The organism is Naasia sp. (assembly GCF_025465545.1).
Lineage (GTDB): Bacteria > Actinomycetota > Actinomycetes > Actinomycetales > Microbacteriaceae > Naasia.
In genome coordinates this window covers 85,573-92,881 of record NZ_JAODMK010000024.1, presented here as the reverse complement: position 1 = coordinate 92,881, position 7,309 = coordinate 85,573, and the positions used below count along the sequence as shown (strand labels likewise).

General features: G+C 71.3%; 6 protein-coding genes and 1 riboswitch. All 6 genes read left to right on the top strand.

Annotated features, from left to right (window positions below; genetic code table 11):
* Positions 1–651, top strand: a 651-nt coding sequence (locus JWR33_RS08200; RefSeq protein ID WP_297410929.1) for a hypothetical protein, incomplete at its 5' end; no start/stop codon positions are given.
* Positions 652–727: 76 nt separating this feature from the next.
* Entirely contained in the window at positions 728–1,582 is an 855-nt protein-coding gene (locus tag JWR33_RS08195) for a hypothetical protein (protein WP_297410928.1), read from the top strand.
* A gap of 168 nt (positions 1,583–1,750) precedes the next feature.
* Complete coding sequence (locus JWR33_RS08190; RefSeq protein WP_297410927.1) at positions 1,751–2,326, top strand: copper resistance CopC family protein; 576 nt, start codon at positions 1,751–1,753, stop codon at positions 2,324–2,326.
* A gap of 125 nt (positions 2,327–2,451) precedes the next feature.
* Positions 2,452–2,558, top strand: a riboswitch (glycine riboswitch).
* 155 nt (positions 2,559–2,713) lie between these two features.
* A complete protein-coding gene (gene gcvT / locus JWR33_RS08185; RefSeq protein WP_297410925.1) occupies positions 2,714–3,901 on the top strand; it encodes a glycine cleavage system aminomethyltransferase GcvT in 1,188 nt (395 codons plus the stop codon).
* A gap of 8 nt (positions 3,902–3,909) precedes the next feature.
* Complete coding sequence (gene gcvH / locus JWR33_RS08180; protein ID WP_297410923.1) at positions 3,910–4,281, top strand: glycine cleavage system protein GcvH; 372 nt, start codon at positions 3,910–3,912, stop codon at positions 4,279–4,281.
* A 4-nt stretch (positions 4,282–4,285) separates the two neighbouring features.
* Positions 4,286–7,222, top strand: coding sequence for an aminomethyl-transferring glycine dehydrogenase (gcvP, locus tag JWR33_RS08175; RefSeq protein WP_297410921.1), 2,937 nt, complete (start codon positions 4,286–4,288; stop codon positions 7,220–7,222).
* The last annotated feature ends 87 nt before the right edge of the window (positions 7,223–7,309 follow it).

Genomic DNA, 7,309 nt, shown 5'->3' with positions numbered 1-7,309 from the left:
CCGCAGGGACAGGCGTTCGCCGTCGTCGGCGTGACCGGCGGCCTCGCCAACGACACCAATCCCTGCCTCTCCAGCCAGCTGGCGTGGGCCGAGAAGTCGTCCGGGGTCACCGGGCAGCCCAAGGTGGAGCTCTACGTCAACACCGCGAACCCCGGCATGCAGGCCTCATGGTGGCCGAGCACGAACAGCATGAAGAACGGGCTCCCCGTCGCCAACCCGTACGGTTCGTGCGCCGGCGCCGAAGGGGCCGCATGCGCATACGTCTACGGCTATTCGATGGCCTACGACGACTTCAACAACCGCGGAGTGCTGAGCCCCGTGACCTACCGCTGGTGGCTCGACGTCGAGCTCATCAACACCTGGCAGGCGGACAAGGCGGCGAACGCCGCCTCCCTCGAGGGCATGACCGCCTACTTCCGCGGCAAGGGCGCCCAGGTGGGCCTCTATTCCACCTCGTACCAGTGGGGCATCATCGTCGGCAAGGTCAGCGCCGCCAGCAACCTGAACGGACTCCGCAGCTGGATTCCGGGATCCTCATCCGAGCGGACTGCGCGCACCGCCTGCCTCCTGCCGCCGCTCACGACAGGCGGCACGGTCGCGATGACCCAGTTCGTCGTGAAGAACCTGGACTACAACGTCTCCTGCTCCTGAACAGGGCGCCGCCCCCGTTCGGACGATCTCGCCTAGCCGCGTGGTGCCGTCGCGGTGAGCGACGCATACTGGCGGAATGCGCACACCTCTGCTCGCCCTGATCGCCGCTGTGGCGGTGGCGGGACTCACGCTCGCCGCACCGGGGGCAGCGTTCGCCGCGAAGGCGGCGCCCGGCGCCGCGTCATCGACGCTGACCTCCCTCGGCAACGACGTCTCCTGGCCGCAGTGCGGCAAGACCCTTCCGTCTGCGCCGGCGTTCGCGGTCGTGGGCGTCAACGGCGGCCTGGCCAACGACACCAATCCGTGCTTCGCGCAGCAGCTCTCCTGGGCTCAGCGCTCCACCACCACCGCGGCACCGGGCCAGCCGAACGTCGCGCTCTACGTCAACACGGCGAATCCCGGCTTCGCGGGATCCGGGCGCACCTCGCCCTGGCCTGCGTCGAACACCTACGGCGGCACGACGGTTCCCAACCCCTACGGCACCTGCACCCCCGCGCCTGACGGCGGCGCGAGCTACACGGCGGCCTGCGCATACATGTACGGCTACGCGCGAGCCTATGACGACCTGCATTCCCGCGGCGTGACCGGAGGCGCCGGCTACACCTGGTGGCTGGACGTCGAGACCGAGAACACCTGGCACCCCACAGACAAGCCGGCGAACGCCGCGGTCCTCGAGGGAATGACGGACCTGTTCCACAGCGTCCGGGCCCGCGTCGGCATCTACTCGACCTCCTCCCAGTGGGGGGCGATCGCGGGAACGCTGCGCACCGGAAGCAGCCTCGCCGGACTGGACAACTGGATCCCTGGAGCGACGTCGGAGAAGGGGGCCCGCTCGAACTGCGCGCTCAGCCCGTTCACCCCGGGCAGCAGGATCACGCTGACGCAGTTCGTGTCCAAGAATCTCGACTACAACGTCTCCTGCATCGGCTGATCGGCACGCTCCGCCCGACGCTGGGGCCCGAGACGACGGCCGAGCGGGCGGACGGCCAGGTCGGGCGAGCAGCCGATCGCGTCGGCAGCCGTGGGCGCCGGCAGGCCAGACCGGCAATCCGCATCCCGGTCGAGCGCGAACTCAGGAAGTGAGCGAGAGGATGGGCGGATGAGGATTCGACGGGCACTCGGAATGAGCCTCGCCGGCGGCGCCGCGCTGGTCCTCGCGCTCGGTGCGCCGCTCTCGGCGTCCGCCCACGACTCCCTGTCCTCGTCGACGCCCGCCGCCGAGGCGACCGTGACGGACCCGCTCACCCAGGTGGACCTGACCTTCGCCGGCGTGCTGCTCGACTTCGGCGAGGGCCAGCGGTCGACGGCGATCCAGGTGCGGCAGGGTGACCGGTACTTCGAGACGGGCTGCGCGAGAATCTCCGAGAAGACCGCATCGGCCCCGGTCGCGCTCGGGGCGGCGGGCACCTACGAGGTGGTCTGGCAGGTCGTCTCATCCGACGGGCATCCGACCTCCGGCAGCTACTCCTTCACCTACTCCCCGAGCGTCGGGACCGAGGCGAGCGCCGGGGCCGCCAAGCCCGCGTGCGCACCCCTCGCTGGGGCATCCGCGGGAGGCCCGGGCGACGACGCGATCCTGCTCGGCGCGGCGGCCTGCATCGGGATGCTCACTCTGGCGGGCGTGGCGGCCGCCGTGATCGTCGGCCGCCGGCGCGCTCGTGTTCCCACCGCATGACCCTTTCCGGAGAGCGGCGCCCCGGGCGGCTCGCCGCCGCTCGCGGAGTATCGGGGGTCCCGATCCCTGGCCCTCGAGACGGGCCGTCGAGGTAGGCTCGGCCCATCAACTGAACATCGGGCTTCAGGGCCGACGCGGGAGAGTCCCGCCGCTCACGGATCGTCGAGCGGCAGGACGCCGAAGGAGCAAGCCTCCCCGCCCATCTCTCAGGTGCACGTACCGCGCCGGACCGGCCACTCTGGAAAGCAGGCGTGCTTCATCGCGCCTCGCCCACGGTGAAAGCGGACCGCGTCGTGTGACGCCGGAGCGAAACTCTCAGGCGCCATGACCGACGGGGAGTTCTTGCCGCTGGACGCTTCGCCGCGCCGCCGTAGAGGAGAAGAACTCGTGACCGATGCCCCGTCCCGACCAGAGCTGCGCCGCTCGCCCCTGCATGACCTGCACGTCGCAGCGGGTGCCGCGTTCACGGACTTCGCCGGCTGGCAGATGCCGGTGCGGTACACCAGCGACCTGGCCGAGCACGCCGCGGTGCGCAGCGCCGCCGGGCTCTTCGACCTGTCGCACATGGGCGAGATCCTGGTGGTCGGGCCCCAGGCCGGCGAGGCCCTCGACTCCGCCCTGTCCGGCCGGATGTCGGCCCTGGCGGAGCGGCAGGCCAAGTACACCCTCCTGCTGTCGGAGCGCGGTGGCATCGTCGACGATCTGGTCGTCTACCGCACCGGCGCCGACCGCTACCTCGTCGTCGCCAACGCCTCCAACCGGCGGACTGTCGCTGCCGAGCTTCGCGCACGCACCGAAGGCTTCGACGCGCTCGTGGAGGATGAGAGCGACGAGATCGGGCTGATCGCCCTGCAGGGACCGCGCTCCCTCGAGATCCTGCAGAACCTCGAGGGCCTCACGGTCGGCGACGACGCCGTCCCCGGTCCTCCGCTCGAGGACGCGCTCGCCCAGCTGGGGTACTACCGAGCCCTTCCCGCCGAATTCCTCGGGCGCCGGGCGCTGATCGCCCGCACCGGCTACACCGGTGAGGACGGCTTCGAGATCTTCACCTCGCCCGAGAATCTGCGCCCGCTGTGGCAGGGTCTCCTGGAGACCGGAGCCGGCGCGGGCCTCGTGCCGGCCGGGCTCGCCGCGCGCGACACGCTGCGACTCGAGGCGGGCATGCCCCTCTACGGGCATGAGCTCGGGCTCACCACGCTTCCCTCGCAGGCAGGCCTCGCGCGCACCGTCGTCCTGAAGGACAAGGGCGACTTCGTGGGACGCGCCGCGATCGAGAGCGGTGCGGCCGCCGACGAGGAGTCCATCTTCTCCGGGCGCGTTCTGGCCGGTCTCACCGCGGAAGGCAAGCGCGCCGGTCGGGCCGGCTACGCCGTCTACGACACCGGTGAGGGCGGCACGCGCGTCGGCGTTGTGACGAGCGGGGCGCTCTCGCCCACGCTCGGGCATCCGATCGCGATGGCGTACATCGACCCCGAGGTCGCGACGCCCGGCACCCAGCTCTTCCTCGATGTGCGGGGCACCCGGCTGCCGGCGACCGTGAGCTCCCTTCCCTTCTACACGCGCAAGGGCGAGTGAGGATCCCCGTGGCTCGTGAAGACGACCTCCAGTACACCGCCGAGCACGAGTGGGTGGACGCCGCGGACGGCGTCGCGACGGTGGGCATCACGGTCTACGCCTCGGAGCGCCTCGGCGACGTGGTCTACGTCGACCTGCCCTCGGTCGGGGACGACGTCCAGGCCGGCGCGGTGATCGGCGAGATCGAGTCGACGAAGTCGGTGGCGGAGCTCTTCTCCCCGGTGAGCGGAACCGTGCTGGAGGTGAACGCGGCCGTGGTCGGCTCCCCGGAACTGGTCAACGCCGATCCGCTCGGCGACGGCTGGCTCCTCAAGGTCGGGTACACGGAGCTCCCCGGACTCCTCACCCTCACCGACTACCAGGCACTGACGAAGGACTGACCCGATGACCCTCGCTGCCGAGATCGCCGTCCCCCTCACCTCCGACCTCGACGCGTTCGGGCGCCGGCACATCGGCACGAGCGCAGCGGATCAGCGCGCCATGCTGCGCGTGCTCGGCTTTGACTCCGTCGACGCGCTGCTCGACGGCGCCGTGCCGGCCGGGATCCGCGTCGATCCCGACCTGCCCTCCTCGCTCCCTTCGGCGGCCACCGAGCGGGAGGCCCTCGCCGAGCTGCGCGCTCTCGCGTCCCGCAACACCGTGCGGCGGTCCCTGATCGGCCTCGGCTACTACGACACCGCCACCCCGAGCGTGATCCTCCGCAACGTGCTCGAGAACCCGAGCTGGTACACGGCCTACACGCCCTACCAGCCGGAGATCTCCCAGGGGCGCCTCGAGGCGCTGATCAACTTCCAGACGATGGTCGCCGATCTCACCGGGCTCGGCACCGCGAACGCGTCGATGCTCGACGAGGCGACCGCCGTGGTCGAGGGCATGCTCCTCGCCAGGCGCGCATCGAAGAACGGCTCGACGCGGTTCCTCGTCGACTCGGACGCCCTGCCGCAGACGCGGGCGCTCCTGGCGGCGCGGGCGGCGGCGGTGGGCATCGAGATCGTGGAGTCGACCCTCGCCGATGATCTGCCGGACGGCGGCTGCTTCGGGGTGCTCGTGCAGTATCCGGGAGCGTCCGGCCGGGTCTGGGATCCGAGCGCGCTGATCACCGCGGCGAAGGCGGCGGGCGCCGTGGTCGTCGTGGCCGCAGACCTGCTCGCTCTCACCCTGCTGCGTTCGCCGGGGGAGCTCGGCGCCGACGTCGCCGTGGGCACCACCCAGCGCTTCGGAGTGCCGATGGGCTTCGGTGGTCCGCACGCCGGATATATGGCGGTCCGCTCGGGCCTCGAGCGCCAGCTCCCGGGACGCCTCGTCGGCGTCAGTCAGGATGCCGCCGGCCAGCTCGCCTACCGGCTCAGCCTGCAGGCACGGGAGCAGCACATCCGCCGGGAGAAGGCGACGAGCAACATCTGCACCGCGCAGGTCCTGCTCGCGGTCATGGCGAGCATGTACGCCGTCTACCACGGCCCTGAAGGGCTTCGGCACATCGCGCGGAAGGTGCACAACGCTGCGGTGACCGTTGCCGAAGCACTGGGGGAGGCCGGCTTCGACGTGCTCACGCCGGCGTTCTTCGACACCTTCACCGTGCGCGTCCCCGATGCGGACGAGGCGCTCGCGCGGGCCCGGGCGCACGACATCCTCCTGCGCCGCGTCGACGACACCACGGTCGGCGTCGCGCTCGACGAGGTGGCGGCGGACGACCCGCTGCTCGGCCCTCTCCTGGCGCACGCGCTGCGCCATGGATCGGCAGGGGACGAGGTCTTCGGTCTGGTCGGCTACGGTCCCCGCCGGCACGAGATCGAGCCCGCGGCGCTTCGACGGAAGTCCGACTTCCTCACCCACCGAGTCTTCAACACGCACCACTCCGAGACGGCGATGATGCGGTACCTCAAGTACCTCGCCGACCTCGACTACGCGCTCGACCGGGGCATGATCCCCCTCGGCTCGTGCACCATGAAGCTCAACTCCGCCACGGAGATGCAGGCGATCACCTGGCACGAGTTCGCCTCGATCCATCCGTTCGCGCCCGCCGAGGACGTGCAGGGCTACCTCGAGCTGATCGGGCAGCTGGAGAACTGGCTCGCGGAGGTCACCGGCTACGACGCGGTGTCGCTGCAGCCGAACGCGGGCAGCCAGGGCGAGCTCGCCGGGCTCCTCGCGATCCGCGGCTACCACGAGGCCCGCGGGAACGCGGACCGAGCGGTCTGCCTCATCCCGTCCAGCGCGCACGGCACCAATGCGGCATCGGCCGTCCTGGCCGGCATGCGGGTGGTGGTGGTGGCCTGCGACGCTCTCGGCAACGTGGACCTCGACGACCTGCGGGCGCGCATCGACGAGCACCGGGACGACCTGGCGGCCCTGATGATCACCTACCCGTCCACCCACGGCGTGTACGAGCACGAGGTGCGGGCCGTCACCGACGCCGTGCACGAGGCGGGCGGCCAGGTCTACGTCGACGGCGCCAACCTCAACGCGCTGCTCGGCTCCGCGCGGTTCGGCGACTTCGGCGGCGACGTCTCGCACCTCAACCTGCACTCGACTTTCTGCATCCAGCACGGCGGCGGCGGCCCCGGCGTCGGTCCGGTGGCCGCGAAGGCGCACCTGGCGCCCTACCTGCCGGGCCACGCGCAGTCCCAGCGCGGCGGGGCGGAGTTCCAGGGCGGGCCGATCTCGGCCGCTCCTTTCGGATCCCCCTCGATCCTGCCGATCAGCTGGGCCTACGTGCGGATGATGGGAGCCCAGGGCCTCCGCGAGGCGACGGGAGCCGCCGTGCTCGCCGCCAACTACATCGCCGAGCGGCTGAGCGAGCACTACCCGGTGCTCTACCGTGGCGACAACGGCCTGGTCGCGCACGAGTGCATCCTGGACGTGCGACCCCTCACCGCGGCGACCGGCGTGACGGTCGACGATGTGGCGAAGCGCCTCATCGACTACGGCTTCCACGCGCCCACCATGTCCTTCCCGGTTCCGGGGACCCTCATGGTGGAGCCGACCGAGAGCGAGGACCTCGCCGAGCTGGACCGCTTCGTGCAGGCCATGATCGCGATCCGCGCCGAGGCCGGCAGGGTCGGCTCAGGGGAGTGGCCGCGCGACGACAATCCGCTGCGGAACGCCCCGCACACCGCGCAGTCCATCGCGGCGGAGGAGTGGCACCACCCCTACTCCCGGGAGGACGCGGTGTATCCGTTCGCCGCACACACACCGGCGGATCCCGCGACGGCCACCGCCCGCATCCGGGGCAAGTACTGGCCGCCGGTGCGCCGCATCGACCAGGCCTACGGAGACCGCAACCTGGTGTGCGCCTGCCCGCCTCCCGAGGCCTTCGCCTGACGCGCTGAGGGGCGCTCGCGCCGAGCGCTACCCGAGACGCCGAGCGCGCCCCGGGTACGGGGTGCGCTCGGCGTCTCGGGGTGCATT